This is a genomic window from Acinetobacter sp. S-1 (genome assembly GCF_059579785.1).
Map to the genome: position 1 here is coordinate 1123836 of NZ_CM184207.1, position 18349 is coordinate 1142184.

Annotated in this window: 16 protein-coding genes; 7 read left to right on the forward strand and 9 right to left on the reverse strand. The window is 38.9% G+C overall.

Annotation, left to right across the window (positions count from 1 at the left end):
• Positions 1-3 precede the first annotated feature (3 nt).
• The 6 genes from mnmA to AC52J8_RS05425 all read right to left on the reverse strand — a co-directional run bounded on the left by mnmA (position 4) and on the right by AC52J8_RS05425 (position 4640).
• Complete coding sequence (gene mnmA, locus AC52J8_RS05400; protein ID WP_005073282.1) at positions 4-1137, reverse strand: tRNA 2-thiouridine(34) synthase MnmA; 1134 nt, start codon at positions 1135-1137, stop codon at positions 4-6.
• A gap of 4 nt (positions 1138-1141) precedes the next feature.
• Positions 1142-1630: an NUDIX hydrolase gene (locus tag AC52J8_RS05405; protein WP_208753361.1), complete on the reverse strand. Its 489-nt coding sequence runs from the start codon at positions 1628-1630 to the stop codon at positions 1142-1144.
• A gap of 144 nt (positions 1631-1774) precedes the next feature.
• Positions 1775-2326 carry a gamma carbonic anhydrase family protein gene (locus tag AC52J8_RS05410; RefSeq protein WP_086399818.1) on the reverse strand — a complete coding sequence of 184 codons (552 nt, stop codon included), beginning with the start codon at positions 2324-2326 and terminating at the stop codon, positions 1775-1777.
• Between the two features lie 90 nt (positions 2327-2416).
• Complete coding sequence (dacC, locus tag AC52J8_RS05415) at positions 2417-3565, reverse strand: D-alanyl-D-alanine carboxypeptidase PBP5/6 (protein WP_002118558.1); 1149 nt, start codon at positions 3563-3565, stop codon at positions 2417-2419.
• A 126-nt stretch (positions 3566-3691) separates the two neighbouring features.
• Positions 3692-4114 (reverse strand): MCR_0457 family protein, encoded by a 423-nt coding sequence (locus AC52J8_RS05420; RefSeq protein ID WP_002118406.1) that lies wholly within the window; start codon positions 4112-4114, stop codon positions 3692-3694.
• Between the two features lie 154 nt (positions 4115-4268).
• Positions 4269-4640, reverse strand: coding sequence for an MCR_0457 family protein (locus AC52J8_RS05425; protein ID WP_017480619.1), 372 nt, complete (start codon positions 4638-4640; stop codon positions 4269-4271).
• A gap of 101 nt (positions 4641-4741) precedes the next feature.
• Between AC52J8_RS05425 and surE the strand changes: the two genes are divergently transcribed.
• The 3 genes from surE to AC52J8_RS05440 all read left to right on the forward strand — a co-directional run bounded on the left by surE (position 4742) and on the right by AC52J8_RS05440 (position 7483).
• Complete coding sequence (gene surE / locus AC52J8_RS05430; RefSeq protein ID WP_005073294.1) at positions 4742-5512, forward strand: 5'/3'-nucleotidase SurE; 771 nt, start codon at positions 4742-4744, stop codon at positions 5510-5512.
• 111 nt (positions 5513-5623) lie between these two features.
• Positions 5624-6451, forward strand: a complete 828-nt coding sequence (locus tag AC52J8_RS05435; RefSeq protein ID WP_002119027.1) for a peptidoglycan DD-metalloendopeptidase family protein — start codon at positions 5624-5626, stop codon at positions 6449-6451.
• Between the two features lie 102 nt (positions 6452-6553).
• Positions 6554-7483, forward strand: a complete 930-nt coding sequence (locus AC52J8_RS05440; RefSeq protein ID WP_002118686.1) for a LysR family transcriptional regulator — start codon at positions 6554-6556, stop codon at positions 7481-7483.
• Between the two features lie 51 nt (positions 7484-7534).
• On the opposite strand, the gene AC52J8_RS05445 is transcribed toward AC52J8_RS05440, so the two are convergent.
• Positions 7535-10153, reverse strand: a complete 2619-nt coding sequence (locus AC52J8_RS05445; protein WP_086394222.1) for a Lon protease family protein — start codon at positions 10151-10153, stop codon at positions 7535-7537.
• Between the two features lie 165 nt (positions 10154-10318).
• On the opposite strand from AC52J8_RS05445, the gene AC52J8_RS05450 reads away from it, so the two are divergent.
• The 4 genes from AC52J8_RS05450 (at position 10319) to rpmE (ending at position 14433) form a co-directional block, all read left to right on the forward strand.
• Complete coding sequence (locus AC52J8_RS05450) at positions 10319-12502, forward strand: AmpG family muropeptide MFS transporter (protein WP_086394223.1); 2184 nt, start codon at positions 10319-10321, stop codon at positions 12500-12502.
• A gap of 2 nt (positions 12503-12504) precedes the next feature.
• On the forward strand, positions 12505-12906 hold the full coding sequence (gene gloA / locus AC52J8_RS05455) for a lactoylglutathione lyase (RefSeq protein WP_086399819.1): 402 nt from the start codon (positions 12505-12507) through the stop codon (positions 12904-12906).
• A gap of 133 nt (positions 12907-13039) precedes the next feature.
• Entirely contained in the window at positions 13040-14011 is a 972-nt protein-coding gene (locus AC52J8_RS05460; protein ID WP_080973456.1) for a bile acid:sodium symporter family protein, read from the forward strand.
• A 197-nt stretch (positions 14012-14208) separates the two neighbouring features.
• Complete coding sequence (rpmE, locus tag AC52J8_RS05465; RefSeq protein ID WP_001200845.1) at positions 14209-14433, forward strand: 50S ribosomal protein L31; 225 nt, start codon at positions 14209-14211, stop codon at positions 14431-14433.
• Positions 14434-14495: 62 nt separating this feature from the next.
• Here rpmE and AC52J8_RS05470 read toward each other — a convergent pair whose 3' ends face one another.
• Both AC52J8_RS05470 and AC52J8_RS05475 read right to left on the reverse strand, forming a co-directional pair.
• The gene (locus AC52J8_RS05470; protein ID WP_086399880.1) at positions 14496-16607 is read right to left on the reverse strand and encodes an EAL domain-containing protein; all 2112 of its coding nucleotides are present in this window, start codon (positions 16605-16607) and stop codon (positions 14496-14498) included.
• Entirely contained in the window at positions 16604-18349 is a 1746-nt protein-coding gene (locus AC52J8_RS05475; RefSeq protein WP_039759254.1) for a cyclic-di-GMP receptor FimW-related protein, read from the reverse strand. Before AC52J8_RS05475 ends, AC52J8_RS05470 begins: the two co-directional genes overlap by 4 nt.

Consider the following 18349-nt stretch of genomic DNA (forward strand, 5'->3'; position numbering starts at 1 on the left):
CCCTTAAATAAAATTTGGTGTAGGGGCATTTGTATGGTGAATGACACCCCCGCCTAAGCAAACTTCATCTGAATAAAATACAACGCTTTGACCCGGTGTAACAGCACGCTGTGGTTCATCAAACTCAACGCGAACACCGTGTTCAGTGTTTTCATCAATAAAAATTGTACATGCCTGATCAGGTTGGCGATAACGCGTTTTAGCTGTACAGCGTAATCCTTCAACTGGAATATTTTGTTCACCAGCTACCCAGTCAATTGACTCACTCCACAGTTGAGTACTTTGCATGAGTGGGTGTTCATGTCCCTGACCAACAACGAGACGATTATTGGCAAGATCTTTATGTAGTACGAACCATGCACCTTCCGCTGCACCTTTCAAACCACCTAGACCAATTCCACCACGTTGACCGAGCGTATAGTACATCAGACCGTGATGTTCACCAACTTCTTTACCTGTATCAAGTACAATTTTCCCAGGCTGAGCGGGTAAATATTGTTTAAGGAAGTCATTAAAACGACGTTCCCCAATAAAACAGATTCCTGTTGAGTCCTTTTTCTTGGCTGTAGCAAGATCAAGTTCTTCAGCAATTCTGCGAACTTCAGGTTTTTCGATTTCGCCTACTGGGAATAATGTTTTATTAATTTCTCTACCATGAACGGCATGTAAGAAATAGGTTTGGTCTTTATTGTTATCTACACCACGTAATAATGGTGCGTATGCTTCGCCTTTAGAGTTATATGCGGTTTCACCACGGCGTGCATAATGACCCGTTGCGATGAAGTCTGCACCTAAAGTCATGGCATGATCTAAAAATGCGCGGAATTTAATTTCTTTATTACATAAAATATCTGGGTTTGGTGTACGACCAGCAGCATATTCAGCTAGGAAAAGTTCAAACACTCGATCCCAATATTCCATAGCAAAGTTTGCTGTATGCAGCTTAATACCGATTTTATCAGCTACTGCTTGGGCATCGGCTAAGTCTTCCATTGCCGTACAGTATTCCGTGCCGTCGTCTTCCTCCCAGTTCTTCATGAAAAGACCTTCAACTTGATAACCCTGTTGAAGTAAAAGTGCTGCAGAAACAGAAGAGTCTACACCACCAGACATACCGACGATGACACGTTGTTGCATAGGACTAGGCATCCAAATGAGAAGTTAATGAGGGAGAGAAGGGGTGCTCATAAATAAGCGATAAAGGATAATGGTGGCCTTTCATAGCATCTTCAACTGCTTTTAGCACAAGAGGGCTGCGGGCACGGGCAGATTCTTTAAGTTCATCGGATGTCATCCACACAGCAGCGATAATACCTGTGTCGAGTTGAGGATCAATTTCAACCTGAGTTACATGCGCTAGAAAACAGAAACGGTAATAGGTGCGATCGGGAAACATTGGTGGGGTATAAGTATAAATACCAAGCAAGGCATCAATTTCAACATGATGGCCTGTTTCTTCAAGTGTTTCTCGAATGGCAGCTTCTGTTAATGACTCACCACATTCCACATGACCAGCAGGTTGGTTAAATACTGTGTGTACAAAACCTTCGCTATGCTCTTCTACAAACAGATAGCGTCCGTCTTTTTCTACGACTGTAGCAACAGTGACATGAGGAGTCCACGCGGCCATAAAAAAGCACCATGATTTAAAAGACGTATAATACGAAATTTAGGGGTTTTTGGCTACGGTGATCTGCTAAACGATATGAGCAATACGACAAAACCATATCGTTTAAAAAGCAGAATTTTTATTACTCATAATCAAGATAGATAATTAATCCTGATTTGCTTGTGCAGCTTTATGATTATTTTGCACTTTTACATAATGTCTTGCTGAATAAGGAAGGAACGCCAGTTCTTTTTCAGTGAGTGGTCGCACTTGTTGTACAGGGCTTCCTACATAGAGATAACCGCTTTTTAAGACTTTGCGAGGTGGAACTAAACTTCCTGCACCAATCATCACATCATCTTCAATAATTACGTCATCTAGAATAACGGTGTTGATTCCGACTAAAACACGGTTGCCAATGGTACAGCCATGCAAAGTCACATGGTGTCCAACCGTTACATCTTCACCAATAATCAGAGGTGAGCCATTCGGTTTGGCATCATTTTTATGGCTTACATGCAACATACAATGGTCTTGTACGTTACTGTTTTTGCCAATTTGAATACTATTTACGTCACCACGGATGACTGCAAAAGGCCAGACAGAAACATTTTCAGCTAAGCTAACGTCACCAACCACAACAGCCATTTCATCGATATAACAGGTTGTATCTACTTGAGGGTGGTGTTCAAGATAAGGACGAATGTTGTTTGCCATAAGAAGTATCAAAATAAAATTTAGTCGAATTATAAAATAAAAAAGCACTCAGGCTAAATAGCATGAGTGCTTAATTCAACTATTCAAAAATTAGAATAAGTTGCTGAAGAATTGTTTGATATGATCGATTAAACGAGCAAAGAAACCTGCTTCTTCAACTGGCTTTAATGCAACTAACGGCTTTTCAGCAATTACTTTGCCGTCTAGGCTAGCAACAAGTTTACCGACAACTTGACCTTTTTGAAGTGGTGCATTTAAGTTAGGTTGAACCACTAACTGAGTTTTAATGCCATCAGCTTTACCTTTAGGCATAGTCACACTAAAGTTTTCAGCTAAACCAACTTGAACTTCATCTTCTTTGCCAAACCAAACTTTTGCTTTTGCAAGAACTTGATTGGCTGGTTGAACATTTGCAGTTTCAAAGTTTGCAAAGCCCCATGCCAGTAAGGTACGCGTTTGATCGGCACGTTCAGACATGCTTGGAGTACCAAAAATCACTGAAATTAAACGCATTGGACCGCGTTTACTTGAAGTAGTTAAGCAGTAACCAGCTTCATCTGTATGACCTGTTTTTAAACCATCTACACTTGGGTCGGTGTAAAGCAAGGCATTACGGTTACCTTGTTTAATACCATTAAAAGTAAATTCTTTTTCAGAGTAAATTGGGTAGTATTTTGAACTGTCTTTAATAATATGTTGTGCTAACACAGCCATATCTTTTGCAGTTGAATAGTGGCCTTCAGCTGGCATACCAGTCGAGTTAATAAACTGGGTGTTTACCATGCCGATACGTTTTGCTTCCTGATTCATCATATGAGCAAACGTGCCTTCATTTCCTGCAATATGTTCAGCCATTGCTTTTGATGCATCATTACCTGACTGGATAATAATACCGCGGAGCATTTCTAGAACTGTCGCTGTACCGTTTAAAGGAACATACATACATGATTCAGAGCTACTTCCTTTACACCATGCAGACTCGTTCATACGAACCTGCTCATTTTCAGTCAGTTCACCTTTTAATAATTTTTGTTCAATGATGTAACTGGTCATCATTTTTGTCATAGACGCAGGTGCAAGCTTTTCGTTTTCATTTTTAGAAGCGAGAATTTGGCCTGTCTCATAATCCATTAATACATAAGACTTATTATTTAATTCTGGCGGAGCTGATAAGACAGTTGCTGCATAAGAAAAACTTGGTAAGAGGAGTAGTGCAGCAATAGCGCTTTTTCGAGTCATTCTAGGTAATTCCAATATCTTGTATGAAGCAGAAGAGCCTAGCATTTTAGGATAAAGCAAAGCCGACTTCTACGGGAGAAGTCGGCTTTTTCAAACAGTATTGTAACTCAAGAGTTTTTTACTAATTTAGTTTTGCGATTGATATGCTTTCACGTCTTGGCAAACTAATGTGTTTTGTTCATCACCGGCAGCTTTCGCATCGCTACGTGCTTCTTTTAAGTATTTCTTGAAAGCTTTGTCTTTACTACGTTTTTCTAATGCAGAAACAGCATCAGTTTCATTTGGTAGGTAGTCTTTAACTAAACGTTCATAGCCTTGAGCAAAATCAGCGTCTTTTTTACCAATCAAACTTGGACAAATTTCAGAAAGCACTTGAATTGCAGCTAATTCTTCAGGAGTCGTGCCTTGTTGTGGAGTGACTTCAACAACATTTTCATTTTCGGTTTTCTTTTCAGTTGTTTTCTTCTTATCAGCAGCAAAACCAGCTGTTGCCATGCTCATAAGTAAAACCAAAGAGAGCGATTGAACTAAGCTTTTCTTCATAAACATCGATAACCCAAAATAAAATTTCTAAATATGCCGTTAGCTTAACCAATTTAGAATTTAAAAAAATGGAAAAAATGTATTGTTATGTTGGTTTTCTGCTTAATGGCAAACAGAAAACCCAAAATGAATAAGTCTCTATATCACAAAAGAGTAAGATCTATTCTTTATAATTAACGATCTCTTCACAGAGCTCATGTTGCTCATGATGATCCATTTGTTTTGCCGCAAGACGTGCTTCATTTAATAAAGTTTTAAATTCAGCATCATTTTGTAGAGTCGCTAAGGTCATTGATTTATTTGAATAACCACTTAAATACATCGCAATAATCTTTTGAGTGTTTGACTCAAGTTTTTTATTTGTTCCGACAAAAGCTGGGCAGATTTCCTGCAAAACTTGCGTTGCGGCAATGTCATCTTTAATTAAGCTATCAGCCTCTTGTGTTGAGATATCCTCATCTGCAAAAACCGCTTGCGTACACAATGTGATACTGATCCCCAATACCTGAAAAAAAGGAGCGAAAGTTTTCATTTTTTCACAATTTTATAATGCTATGGAGGCATAAATATATATAATTCAACAAATAATTCAATTGTGAAAACCTTTAGGTTTATTTGTAGAGAAAGATTTTAGTGAATATTTTAATTGCGAATGATGACGGTGTTTTTGCGCCAGGTATACAGGCTTTAGCTGAAGCATTAAGACCACTTGGACGAGTGGTTGTGGTTGCACCAGAAAGTGAAAGAAGTGGTTTCTCAAGTGCATTAACATTGGATCGACCATTACGCCCCATTCAAATTGCCGAAGATGTCTGGGCGGTGAATGGTACACCAGCAGATTGTGTTTATTTATCCATGAATGGTTTGTTTGATTTTGAGTTTGACTTGGTCGTGAGCGGAATCAATAGTGGTGCAAACTTAGGTGATGATGTTTTATATTCGGGAACAGTAGGGGCTGCATTTGAAGGTCGTTTAATGAAACAACCTGCAATCGCTGTGTCTTTAGCGGGTCCTGATGTACGTGCTTATAACGATAAAGAAGATTATGCTCAGGCTGCTCAGTGGGTACATGATTTTATTGCAAGCGGATTACCAGCTTTGCCTCCGCGACATATCTTTAATATTAATATTCCTGACGTACCGCAGTTAAAAGGGGCGCAGATTACATATCAAGGTCGCCGTGCTCAATCTAAGCCTATTACCAGTCATGTCGATCCACGAGGCCGTCAAGTTTACTGGATTGGATTAGCAGGCGAGGCGGTTACAGATCCGCAACGTGTTTCTAGCCAGATTCAATCTGATTTCTTTGCCGTTGCAAACGGTTATGTAAGTGTTACCCCTATTCAAATGGATGCAACAAATTACGCTGTTTTAGAAGATTTACAGATCAGTTTGAGTCAATAATTTGCCTCGAATGTTATAACTTTGTGAATAAAGAAAAAGAGGAACGTGTTTCCTCTTACTTTTTTGGTACTCTTAGCCGAAATGATTTGTAGCATTTAGTGAGGGAGATCAATGCATTTAATTGGGCAACAAAGCAGAGTGCATATCCAAAAAGACAAAATAATGAAAATTATGTTGTTGTCTGTGGCTGTAGGTTTTACCGTTGCTATGGCAGGGTGTGCTTCTAAACCACAAATTAATAATAGTTCTCGCTATGCAATGGCTCCTAACTATTACACAGTTCGTTCAGGTGATACTTTAAGTGGTATCGCAATGCGTTATGGCCTCGACTATATCAGTATTGCCGAAATGAATGATATTGCTCCGCCATATCGTATTTATGTTAATCAGTCTTTGCGTTTGAAGAAAGGTTCTTCACCAAGAACAGTATCTACGCAAGTCATGGCACAACCTGAGCAAATCAAACGTCAAACAATTGCTCTACCAACCACACAACCTGTTACGCCAGTAACTCAGCCTACAACGACCGCGCCGTCAACGAATACGACAGTGACTTCGGTTGCACCAAATTCTAGTTTACGCTGGATAAAACCGAATAATGGGCCAGTGATTCAAGGGTTTAATTTGGCAAATAATGTCAAAGGAATCCGTTATGGTGGAAATCAGGGTGACCCTATTTATGCCGCAGCAGATGGTCAAGTTGTCTACGCAGCTGATGGCTTAAAAGAATACGGCAATCTGGTTTTAATTAAGCATATTGACGGCTATATCAGTGCCTATGCCCACAATAGCAAGATGTTGGTGAAAAGCGGTGATAATGTAACTGCTGGACAAAAAATTGCCGAGATGGGCTCTACTGGGGCTTCTCAGGTCATGCTTGAGTTCCAGATCCGTTTGGATGGAAAACCAATTAATCCTATAAATCTTTTACCAAAATAGCTAATGCATAAAACTTAGGTTTCCTCGTATAATATAATTGGTTGCTTTCATTACAACAATAAGCATTTTTTTATAAATTTAGAATTAGATTTGAGGAAACCTATGTTAGATCAGCTTCGTGCGATGGGTGTTTTTGCTTGTGTGGTTGAAAAAAGTTCATTTAGTGGTGCGGCACGTGAATTAGGAATTACAACAAGTGCAGTGAGCCAGCAGATTCGATCCCTTGAGCATGAAATGGATGTAATTCTATTACATCGCTCCACGCGTAAACTCAGTTTGACAGAAGCCGGACAGGCTTTTTTTTCAAGCTGTCAAGAAATGTTGGCGGCTGCTGAAAGGGGGAAAATCAGAATTAATGAGTTGAGGGATGACTTAATTGGGGATTTGCGTATCGCAACTACTCCTGATTTAGCAGTTCAGCACCTCATTCCTGCGTTATCTCACTGGATGTCAGCTCATCGCGGTTTATCTGTGCATTTTGAAGTTGGGCATCGTTATATCGACTTAATTGAAGAGCGAATTGATATTGCAGTGCGCATGAGTTCTACGCCGGTAGAAGAAAGTAGCTCTGTCATTCCAATGGCTTTTGTCGATCAGATTTTAGTAGCTTCTCCAAGTTATCTGAATCAATCTAGTCCAATTGTGCATCCTAATGATTTAAGAGATCATGAGTTATTATCAATTAATGTCATGAATGACGCGCACCATTTCCATTTTCAACATGTAAAAACGGGCGAAACACTTAATGTTGAAATGCAAAGCCGTTTGCAGAGCAATAATTTACAAGTTGCAAAAGCGTTATGTCAGCAAGGACATGGTATTGCAAGAATTTTATATTTAGATGCTCAAAAAGAGTTAAAAAATGGTTCTTTGATTGAACTCATGCCAGATTGGAAATTACCAACTTTTACTTTGTATGCAGAAGTTGCCAAGCATGACCAACAGCCAATGAAAATTCAGCGCTGTGTTGAAGCACTTAAACAATATTTTAGTCAGTTAGCAGGAGGACGAGCGATCCAAATCGTTCGCTAATTTTGCCCCTCTAAAAGTAAAAAGGGCCTGTATTTGACAGGCCCTTTTTTATTATTTCTGTTTTAAGGTTGCGACTTCTTCTACATTTTCTTGCGGCAGATCTTCCGCAGTAAGTTCTTCATGCTTCTTAATTTTTTTCTTATTTTTCTTTTTCTTCTTTGGCTCCTCTTCAATTTCTGCGCCATCTTCAATGGCTTGCCAATATTCGAGTTGCTCCATTACAGCAGCATAAATAGAGTGTTTACTGTACTTACCTTTTTTGTCGAGTGTACCGACAGGGCGGGCCATTAAAATCTCAAGCGCTTGATCAATCGTATCAATCGCATGGATATGGAATTGACCACTTTGTACCGCATCAATCACATCTTGGCGTAACATCAAATGCTGCATGTTTTGACGTGGAATAATGACACCTTGTTTACCAGTTAAACCTTGTAATTTACACGCATCATAGAAGCCTTCAATTTTTGCATTTACACCACCAATTGGTTGAACTTGGCCTAACTGGTTCATAGAACCCGTAATTGCCCAAGATTGATCAATTGGTATTTGGCTAATTGCAGAAATTAATGCAGAAAGCTCGGCAACTGTTGCACTGTCGCCGTCCACTTGTCCATAACTTTGTTCAAATGCAAGCGCAGCAGAGAAATGTAAAATCTGTTCACGACCAAAGTGAGCTTTCAAGAAGCTAGACATGAGCAACACGCCTTTGGCATGCAGTGAACCACCAAGTTCTACACTACGTTCAATATCAAGTATATCACCACCACCTTGATAGACTGATGCAGTCAAACGTGAAGGTAAACCAAACTCAACATCTGCATAGTGAATGACAGAGAGGGCATTGATTTGACCTAAACGATGACCAGAAGTTTCGATTAACTGAGTTCCACGTGACAGATCTTGCCAGTAAAGTTCTCTTAAATAGCCTAAGCGATACTGTCTGTGTTGTAGTGCCAAGTTAATGTGCTGGTCAGTTACAAGCTTTTCATTGGCTTTAAAAGCATGGTGATGTGCTTCGCGAATGAGGTCGCCTAAAGTTGAAGCATGTAATGACAGCGAGCTTTGATCTTCTGCCTGACGACTTGAGTCGGTAAGTAATGCTGCTAAAGCACTGCGATCAAACGGAAGTAATTTATCCGCTTGTACATAATCAGCAATTAGCTGCATGTAGGCTTGCTCATTTTCGTCATTACGTTGCAGAGTATCGGTAAAATCTGCACGAATTTTAAATACGCTACCAAGCTCTGGTTCTACTTCTAAAATTTCATAATAAATCTCAGGCTCTGCCATAAGAACCACTTTAATATCAAGCGGAACAGCAGCAGGTTCAATCGAGATAGAGCCTGTTAACGTCAGCATATGTTCAAGAGAAGAAAGCTTGAGCTGACCTGATTTCAAGGCACGCTTTAAACCTTGCCATGCATAAGGCTGTTCGAGTAATTGCTCGGCCTCAAGCATTAAAAAGCCACCATTCGCTTGATGTAGAGCACCTGGACGAATGAGAGTGAAATCTGTGGTAATTGTGCCGTTGTGAGTAAGTTGTTCAACATGACCAAGCAAGTTGTAGTGGGTTGGGAAATCTTCAAAAATAACCGGTGCACCACTGTTTGGTTTGTTTGAGACAATTACATTGGCCTGATAACGTGCAGGCACACGATTGAACATTGCCGGAGCAAAGTCGTCTTCTTCTTGCTCTAAAATGAGTTCAACATTATCAATTACATCTTGAGCATATTGTTTTAGATAATCTTCAAGGCCTTTGACTTGACCATATTTATTTAAAATCAAATCCATGCGTGGCTTAACCACTTGAGTCGCGATGTCTCGATTCAACACAGAAACTTTGTCACGTGCGTCATCTTCTAAATCACCTAAATGCAAACCAAGACGCTCGAGCTTTTTATCCATGTAGCGAACATTCGCTGCAATTTCAGCACGTTGCTTAGTATTTAGAGCATCAATTTCTGTTTGGGTGAGTTCTTGCACCTGATCATCTTTTACTTGTACAGGTACAAAGCCATGCTTTTCATTGCGGGAGATGAGTTTTAAGTCGAGTTCTTCACCTTCTTTGGTTAACTCGACAAGCGCTTGTTGCTGCTCATCTCCAGTTTCCTCACGGATACGTTCAATACGGTTATGATAGGTCTCCGCACTAAAACGGCGTTCAAGCTGTTTTAAAATAATTTGCCAAGTTTGATGAAGGGCATGTTGAAACTTGGTTCCTTGTCCAGCAGGGAAGCGTAGAGCAAGTGGTTGGCGTGCTTGTTTAAAATTATAGACATATACCCAGTCATCTGGAGTAGGCATTGTTTTCGCATGTTGTTGGAGTAAACGCTTAATCATGGTGCGTTTACCCAAGCCTGCTGTCCCTACTGCAAAAATGTTATAGCCAGAGTAGGGTAAAGAAATACCTGCTTCTACCGATGCTTTGGCACGGTCTTGCCCTAAAAAATTATTAAGCGGTTTTATACGTTTTGTAGAAGCTGGAATTTTTTCAAAATCGGGAATATGTGTTAATTGTTCGGGTTTTAAGGCTGTTTTATCCAAAGTCATTTTTATATCAGGTTGCTCAAAAGCTGAAGGAAATGCATTTATTGTGACGTTTGTGGTGTTTGTTTTAGCGAGTGATAAAGTTGAGATGGTCACTTGATCAAGTTTTTGTGTCACTGTTGATATCCAGCAAAAGAAAACGAAGGTTGAAGCTTAAAGGTATACAGGTTTAGCATAAAATATCAAGCAAACTTGCCGTTTTTATCGCCAAAACAAAATTGATTGCATAAAGAATCTTGAAAGGAATTGTAAGAAGGGTTTGAATAGGCACATTTATAATTTATGGAAAATAAAAAACGAATGACCACACAAGCTTCGGGTTGGGTCTCGGCTTTTAAAGCATTTTTAGATCGCCGTGCATTAATTATGCTGTTTCTAGGTTTTTCTGCCGGAATTCCGATTTTATTAATTTTCTCTAGTCTCTCTTTATGGCTTGGGGAAGCGGGCATTGATAAAAGTGCAGTCACTTTTTTTAGTTGGGCTGCCCTAGGTTACTCTTTTAAGTTCGTTTGGGCTCCTCTTATTGATGAGTTACCTGTGCCTGTCTTAACTAAAACGTTAGGCCGAAGACGAGCTTGGTTGTTAATTGCACAGTGTTTGATCGTTCTTGCTATTTGTATTATGGCTTTCTCTGATCCTTCTCTAGGTCAAAGTTATCTTATTCAAATGGCGGTAGGTGCTGTATTACTTGGCTTCTCGGCAGCAACCCAAGATATTGTGATTGATGCTTACCGTATTGAATTAGCAGAAACAGAAATGCAAACGGTATTGGCCTCTACCTATAATGCTGGTTACCGAATTGGCATGATTGTGGCTGGAGCGGGTGCATTATTTCTAGCTGCCCACTTGGGAACTGCTAAAGGTAATTACATTTACGAAGCTTGGAAAACGACTTATTTAACCATGGCAGGCGTTATGTTAGTGGGTATTGTCACGACCCTACTTGTGCGTGAGCCTGTTGTAAATCGAGTTTATAAAAATTATAAGAGTAGTGATTACTACCGTTTGGTTCTCGTATTTTTTATTGCCGTTATTTCATTCGTAGTCACTTATATTTATTCGGGGCATGTTACCGAGGCCATTTCACAAGCTGGCAATATTAAAGACAGTGCTGCGTTATTTGGTTTAGAGGCTTTAAGATTTTTAACTGCAACTGCTGCTGCGATTTTTGTAGGTTATCTACTCGTTAAAATTGGTGTGGTTAACCAGCAAATGGCTAAAGAGACATGGATTGCACCAATTCTAGATTTCTTTAAACGCTATGGTGTCAAACTTGCATTAGTGTTGTTGCTACTTATTGGTTTTTTCCGTATTTCAGACATTATTGCTGGTGTTATTTCTAATGTGTTCTACCAAGATCTTAACTTCAGTAAAGAGCAAATTGCAGAAGCAGTTAAAATCTATGGAGTACTATTTAGTTTAGTCGGCGGTTTCTTAGGTGGTCTTTTAGCACAGCGCATCAACATTATGAAACTGATGTTTGTCGGTGCTGTTTTGGCTAGCTCTACCAATTTAATTTTTATTGGACTAGTAAAATCTGGTCAGCCATTAGATATGGTAGACGTAAAAGTTGGTGAACATAGCTATCAAGTCAAGCCAGATGAAGTCGGATTATGGAAATTAGAAGTACCAAGTTCTGCTTTTAGCGGAACAAAACAAATTGAAGTAAAAGCTGCTTATGCTTCAAATGATGTAGCGCCTGTTACACGTACTCAGCCATTACTTACAACTGAGTTAGCTAAATCGCCTCTACAAATTTTACCTGTTATGGGCAATGATCAGGTCTCACTCAAAGATGGTGAGGGAAGTGTTGTGGTTCGAGGACAATACTTTGGACAAGCATTAACTCCTACCCAAAAAATTATCATTAGCCTTGATGGGCAAAATTTTGATGCAAAAATGACTGATCAAAAAGGTGTTTTCAGTGCTGCTATTGATGCGAAAAAACTAGTGGCATCGACAAGTAAAGAGCTTAACGTAGCTGTAATGGATGGCGAACAAAAAATACTTTCTGCATCTCATCCATATGCTGTTAGTTCAAATCAAAAAGCGGCAAGTGAACTTGATGTGAATATTGAACCGGTAGCTTATATTGATCCACTTTCTGGTCAGCCAGTGGAAGTCAGCGGTAAGGTCATTAAACCATATAGTTCTTTATGGCTTTATTTTGCCATTATTGTCGATAACTTGGCTTCTGGTTTGGCTGGTGCGGCATTTATTGCATTCCTTTCAAGTTTAACGAGTGTTTCATTTACAGCTGTTCAATATGCAATCTTTAGTTCACTCATGACACTTACTCCAAAACTTTTGGGTGGATATTCAGGTACCATAGTCAGTAATATTGGATACCCAAAGTTCTTTTTGATGACAACTCTTATTGGTATTCCAATCTTGATCTTAGTGGTTTGGGTTGGAAAATTGCTAAGAGATCATCAAACACATGAATCAGAAAAGGCAGGTGAATAAACATGCGAATGCTTCATACAATGTTGCGAGTAGGCAATTTAGAACAATCTTTAAAGTTCTATATCGAAGTATTAGGGATGAAGTTACTTCGTAAGCGTGATTATGAAGAAGGGCGCTTTACACTAGCATTTGTTGGCTATGGCGATGAAGAAACCAATACCGTGCTTGAGCTTACCCACAACTGGGATACATCAAGTTATGATTTAGGCAATGCCTATGGTCACATTGCTATTGGTGTTGACGATGCCTACAAAGCGTGTGAAGAAATTAAAGCACGTGGTGGCAAAGTTGTTCGCGAAGCGGGTCCAATGAAAGGTGGTGTTACCGTGATTGCATTTGTTGAAGATCCAGACGGCTATAAAGTCGAATTGATTCAACAAGATGCTAATGCGACAAATAACTAAAAATTGACTGTGATGCTTTAAGAATTAGTTCTTAAAAGCCTAGCTTTATTTTTTTAGCCCAGTATGATGAACGCTTGACCAAATGGTCAATTTATCAACTGGGTTTTTTATTTATCTAGAATAATCATAGGATATGGCTATGCTGAAGTTATTGGCTCTTGATCGATTTACAGTTTTGTTAGTTGGAATGGTACTACTAGCAACATTTTTTCCAGTCAGTGGTCAAGCAGCTCAATATTTCAATACACTGACCACAGTCGCGATTGCAATCTTATTCTTTTTGCATGGCGCGAAACTATCACGTGAGGCTGTAATTGAAGGTATTTTGCATTGGAAAATGCATTTACTGGTCTTCGCATTTACTTTCTTTATTTTCCCTGTGATTGGTCTGTTGGCTAAGCCAATTTTATTACCTCTGTTAGGTCAACAGCTGTACTGGGGTTTTTTATTTATGTGCTTTTTACCCTCTACAGTTCAATCTTCTATTGCATTTACATCAGTGGCAAAAGGGAACGTGGCGGGAGCGGTGTGCAGTGCATCTTTTTCAAACTTGATTGGTATGTTTATTACACCAGTCTTGGTGAGCTTTTTTATTTTAGGCCAAAGCCAACATGGATTTGACCCGACGACTTCAATTATACAAATTACATTATTACTGTTAGTGCCATTTATTTTAGGTCAATTATTACGTCCTTATATTTTCCCTTATATGGCAAAAGTTCCGAGTATTGTTAAAGCATTCGATCAAGGCTCGATTTTGATGGTGGTGTATGGCGCATTTAGTGGAGCCGTAGTTGCAGGCCTTTGGCATCAAGTAAGTTGGAAAACTTTACTCATTCTAACAATTGCGTGTTCAGTACTTTTAACAATTATTATGCTATTAGCACTTTACCTACCACGCGCTTTAGGTTTTAACCGAGCAGATCAAGTCACGGTTTTCTTTTGTAGCTCTAAAAAGACCTTGGCAAGTGGTGTTCCGATGGCGCAAATCTTATTTATTGGGCAACCATTAGGCATGATCGTGTTACCTATTATGATCTTTCACCAAATCCAATTAATGGTGTGTGGCGTGATTGCAAATTACTGGGCTAAATCGAAAGATTAATTCGCAAAAGAAAATTATTTGACGTATAATGTTGCCCACTTGTTGTGCTTAGCTCTAACCCTAGAGGTTTCGGTGGGCCAAAAGAATGGTCTGTTGTGGTGTTGATCTGCTCATTTTGAGCCTGTCCTCAACTTAAGTTGAGAGTGATCAATTGCGATGACAGCTTAAGCCTTTCTTCCAATTAGGAGTAATCGACGATGCGCGCCGATATTCACCCAAAATATGAAAAATTAGTTGCAACTTGTTCTTGCGGTAATGTAATCGAAACTCGTTCTGCTTTAGGTAAAGAAACTATCTACCTTGACGTATGTTCAGCTTGCCACCCATTCTACACTGGTAAGCAAAAGAATGTAGACACTGGTGGTCGTATCGACAAATTCAAACAACGTTTTGCTGGTATGTCTCGCTCTATCAAGCGTTAATACTGCAACACGAAACAAAAAACGGGCTTTATGCCCGTTTTTTGTTTTTGACTACAAGACCATTATTGGTCTTGTACGTCTGTTAATCGATCAAGTTTTTTCTGGAAATATCGACCTTGTAAGAAACGTGTTTCCACATTCCATGCATTAGCAAATAAGTTCATGTCATCTAGATCACTCAGTAAAATCCCTACAGGTTTTACAGTCAAATAGTTCAAAACCTTTTCTTGTAAGCGGACTAGACCATCATCTGAGTTTAATAGCTCTGTTTTCTTCGATTGCAGTTTTAAATATTGAACGTCTAGTTGTTGCAATATTGATTCGCTATACATAGAAGAGCTGAAATCCCGAATCGAAATTTCTGCGCCGTGTTGACGCAGGCGAGCTATGTGTTGCTGAGCAATTGCAAGATGAGGCTGAATTGCTTGTTCTGAAAATTGTAAAACCAGTGGGCTTTCAAGCTTACTGCCAATAATGGTGAGTAGTTTTGAAATTAGCTCGGGGAAGGATTTATCTTTGAGCAAGATATCAAGATTCAGGTTAATAATCAGTTTAGCTTTAGGGTACTGAGTAATAAAGTTATGTAGTTGCTTACATGCCTCAACCAAAATCCAGCGATCTAATTGAATAGAAAGTTCACTGTCTTCTCTTAATTCAGCCAAGTCATTTATGTCATACCATTGTTCATCGCTAATAAAACCGCTAGTCACCTCATAGTTATGGGTTTCTTGATCGTGTTTATCGTAGATCTGCTGATATTTTAAATGAATTTCACTTCGAGCTAACTGCTGCTTTAATTGCTGCAATAACGAAGATTGCATAGGAGTATCGACTTGCTCAAGGCTAAGATCAAGCGATATAGAAGATTTGACAGTCTCGGGAGCGATAATATCGATGGTTGGTGCCAACTCAATTTCTGCCTGCGCCTTAGGTAACTCTTGCTGATTTGTTTGATCAAGTAAGCTTGTAAAGCTATCTTCATTTAAAGGTTCAGTAATCGGGGCATAGCTCAACTTAAATTGGATCGAGTAGTTAAGCTCATTGATCTTTAATAAATGCTCTTTTTGCAAACTTTGTAGACTAGTCAGTTGGGAGTTAAGGACTGTACTGTTTTCAGCTTGTAAAACGCCAACATACGCGCCAAGTTCAATATTAAAAATCGGCATTTGCGCGTGTTCCTTTAAGAAACTGTGCAGCTGATTGAAATATTGTGCAGGAGTTTGCCAATCTTGTTGAAATACTCGCTCTGGGCACTGATTTAATTTAAATAAAATTAATGCATTGGCTTGAGCAGGGTAGGTCGATAGTTGTCGATTAATTTGTTGCCAAGGTGCTTGCACACCATAATTCTTTTCTGAAAAAAGTGTATTTGCAGGTGTTGCTAAATTCAGTTGATAGTCAATGGTTAGCTGTACGGCATCTTCTTCCTGACTAGGAATAAACTCTAGTTTTAGAGCATTGTTACCTGCGATTGCTGCATGTTGACTCTGAATTTCAAAACGGGCCTGATCAAATTGGCCTACTGAAATTTTCTTAAATCTTTGTTTAAAAACATTTAAATCATTAGGTTGTAAAACATCTAATATCGGTAGACCAATAATCTCTTCTTCTTGTTTAAAACCAAAAAGGTTGAGATATTCTGTATTTGCCTTAACATGCATGCCTTCTTGAAAAAGGGCAACTGCTTTATGACTGTTGTTGACCAATGTTTGTGTATGGGAGTGAATTGTTTCTAACTCATTGGTCAGGCGTTGTTCAGTCTGCAATAAGTGGCTATACGACAAGGTCCGAATAAGAGTGATATAGAAATAATCTAATGGTTCTAATGGAACTACATCATAAATGCCTTTCTGAATATAAGTCTGATATTGCTGAGGCTGATAATCTTCAGGCTGTAATAATAAAACAGGTAAATTTGGCTGCTCAGATGCTTGAATGAGGGAGAGAGTTTGTTCAATTTTTAGGTCGTAAGCACGACCAAAAATAATAGCATCCCACGGCGTATTTAACTGTTTTTCAAAACTTTTTAAATCATCAAGTAATAATGCCTGAACTTGATAATCATTCCCCAATAATAAATTTAAAATCTGGTTATAACGTAGCTGGTTGTCATCAATAATGAGTAAACGTGTTTCAGTACGTTTTAACTTTTTAGATAATAAAGAGTTTCTCACTTTAGTGCTTCCCATAAATCTTGAGTGCTAGAGTTATTACCCTTTTTCATCATGAACTGATCAAGCAGACCTTGTTGCTGCTCATTCAAAAGCTCGAAATGAAATTGAATAAAACTTTGCGTAATGAGTTGTGCTTTGAGTAGATACACTTTGATTTCTTCTGTCCCCAATCGTAAATGAATTGTTTGTTGCTCTCTAAAAATTTGAGAGCCCGGTAAAATAAGCGTATTTTGTATTTCTTCTAGATTTTGTGTTTGTAGTAATAGTGCGGGATGATAATTGCGTGTATGACGCTCAGCTTGAATATGCACTGAACAAGGGAACATGGCTTGCGACAAAATCTCTAAACCTAACTCTAGGGATTTTTCTGTCGATTGTTTAATCCAGCGAATCACACCGCCACGCCATTGTCCATGCAAAGTTTCTTTAACTAAAATGTATTCACCGGTTCTTAAGTTTTTCGGTGCTTCGCCAGACCATTTAATACGATATCCATTGACACTAATATCGAGAACGGTGGTTTGATAAATGGTTTTACTCTCACGACTCAAGCGTTGATAAGAGCTGGTTTGTTGTTCTTTTTTCTCTAAGTTGGATAAAACTTTAGATTCGCTTTGTAAATTATAGTTATGGTTAAGCTGTAGCGTTTCTTCAAAGTTTTTTGCTTTTGATAGATAGAAATGGGCAGTGCTTAAACCAAAACAAATTTGAAGCTCTGCATTGTATTCATAACGTTCATGACGACGTTGAGCCGTGGTTCCTAAAATCGTTTGAACATGAAACTTTAAAGCAGGGCTTAAATAAAACTTTTCATTCTTAGAAATATATTGAGCATTTTTATGCATGGTTGCAGTGACATGCTCAAGTAAAGCTTGCGTACCGATGAAGATGCTAGGGTTAAAGTTAGAGCTACGCTTTGTATTATAGACAGGTGGGTGGTCTTTATTTGGATCGACCACATATTTCGTTAATGCGGTATCTTTCGGCAAAATATGAATCATTCTTGCCCAGTCAAAACTACATTGAAACAATGCCTGAATTTCTGACTGACGAATCTGGTTTGTATTTAAAATATCCAGCAAAATCAACTGGGCATAAGCTTGTGTAATATTCGCTAAAGGGTGCTGTATGCCCTGAATATGATTGATATTGATGAGATGATATTTGTGCTGAACTGCGGTTTCATAGAGCTGATGCGCTATTAACCATTGACCTTTAAGAGGCTCGCTATAAAGCATATGCTGCTGATAGAGGAGGCTCGTTAATTGTTGTAGCGCATGAAACGTCGATAAAGTACGCGCCGTTTGCAGATTCTTTTTTTGCTTATAGGCAAAGATTGAAAACTTTTGATGCTGGAGTTGCTCATGACTATTTTGTGCAATATTTAGATAAATACTGGCGAAATAACAGCGGAGCAACATCGCTAATTCAATAATGTGCTCATTACGATCTGTACTAATCACGCCTTGGTTAAAGAAGTTTTTCTCTAGGCTGGCGAGTACATTGTTAATGGTCGGATGAAGCGTTTGTATGAGATCGAAACGTAAGGTTTCACTACATTTTAATTCATTGAGTTCTAAAATGGCTGTGAATAATGCTTTTGACGTATCACCGAGTTGCATAATAGAAAGGGTAGTGACCCATTCATTAAGATCTTTAATATTGGCTTCACAAAAGCTTAACCGTTCACGAGTGAGTTCGGTTTGATTGTGAAAAATGTCCGACAGCGCATTATTCATCAT

Coding starts and splice junctions, on each gene's coding strand:
- mnmA (WP_005073282.1), bottom strand. CDS start 1,137: ATGCAACAACGTGTCATCGTCGGTATGTCTGGTGGTGTAGACTCTTCT.
- AC52J8_RS05405 (WP_208753361.1), bottom strand. CDS start 1,630: ATGGCCGCGTGGACTCCTCATGTCACTGTTGCTACAGTCGTAGAAAAA.
- AC52J8_RS05410 (WP_086399818.1), bottom strand. CDS start 2,326: ATGGCAAACAACATTCGTCCTTATCTTGAACACCACCCTCAAGTAGAT.
- dacC (WP_002118558.1), bottom strand. CDS start 3,565: ATGACTCGAAAAAGCGCTATTGCTGCACTACTCCTCTTACCAAGTTTT.
- AC52J8_RS05420 (WP_002118406.1), bottom strand. CDS start 4,114: ATGTTTATGAAGAAAAGCTTAGTTCAATCGCTCTCTTTGGTTTTACTT.
- AC52J8_RS05425 (WP_017480619.1), bottom strand. CDS start 4,640: ATGAAAACTTTCGCTCCTTTTTTTCAGGTATTGGGGATCAGTATCACA.
- AC52J8_RS05435 (WP_002119027.1), top strand. CDS start 5,624: ATGCATTTAATTGGGCAACAAAGCAGAGTGCATATCCAAAAAGACAAA.
- AC52J8_RS05440 (WP_002118686.1), top strand. CDS start 6,554: ATGTTAGATCAGCTTCGTGCGATGGGTGTTTTTGCTTGTGTGGTTGAA.
- AC52J8_RS05450 (WP_086394223.1), top strand. CDS start 10,319: ATGGAAAATAAAAAACGAATGACCACACAAGCTTCGGGTTGGGTCTCG.
- gloA (WP_086399819.1), top strand. CDS start 12,505: ATGCGAATGCTTCATACAATGTTGCGAGTAGGCAATTTAGAACAATCT.
- AC52J8_RS05460 (WP_080973456.1), top strand. CDS start 13,040: ATGGCTATGCTGAAGTTATTGGCTCTTGATCGATTTACAGTTTTGTTA.
- rpmE (WP_001200845.1), top strand. CDS start 14,209: ATGCGCGCCGATATTCACCCAAAATATGAAAAATTAGTTGCAACTTGT.
- AC52J8_RS05475 (WP_039759254.1), bottom strand. CDS start 18,349: ATGATGAATAATGCGCTGTCGGACATTTTTCACAATCAAACCGAACTC.